Origin of the sequence: Leisingera sp. ANG-M1 (assembly GCF_000813745.1) — a bacterium.
In the GTDB taxonomy this organism is placed as follows: domain Bacteria; phylum Pseudomonadota; class Alphaproteobacteria; order Rhodobacterales; family Rhodobacteraceae; genus Leisingera.
Genome location: NZ_JWLC01000080.1, coordinates 977 through 1,250, shown reverse-complemented (window position 1 = coordinate 1,250; position 274 = coordinate 977). Strand labels below are relative to the sequence as shown.

At 66.8% G+C, this 274-nt stretch carries 1 protein-coding gene; it reads right to left on the bottom strand.

Features of this window, described 5'->3' with window-relative positions:
• Positions 1-274, bottom strand: a 274-nt coding sequence (locus RA19_RS25470; RefSeq protein ID WP_193748342.1) for a DJ-1/PfpI family protein, incomplete at both ends; no start/stop codon positions are given.

Sequence of the window (274 nt, the reverse complement as noted above, 5' to 3'; positions counted from 1 at the left end):
CCCGCCTCCACCCAGCGGGCGCGCTCCTGCCAGTCCACCTTGTCCGACTGGCTGCGCACCCAGTCAAATGCGCGCTTGTTGGAGGTCGCAGGCAAGTCATCCAGAATGCCGGCCCGGGCCAGGAGCGCGGAACCGGTGCAGACGCTCATCACGACCTCTGCATTACCCGCGGCTTGGCTCAGCCAAGACAGCATTGCTGCGTTCCCGGCTTCCGCACGTGTGCCCATGCCGCCTGGCACCAGCAGCAGGTCATATTCCGCACCGTCCGCGAAGC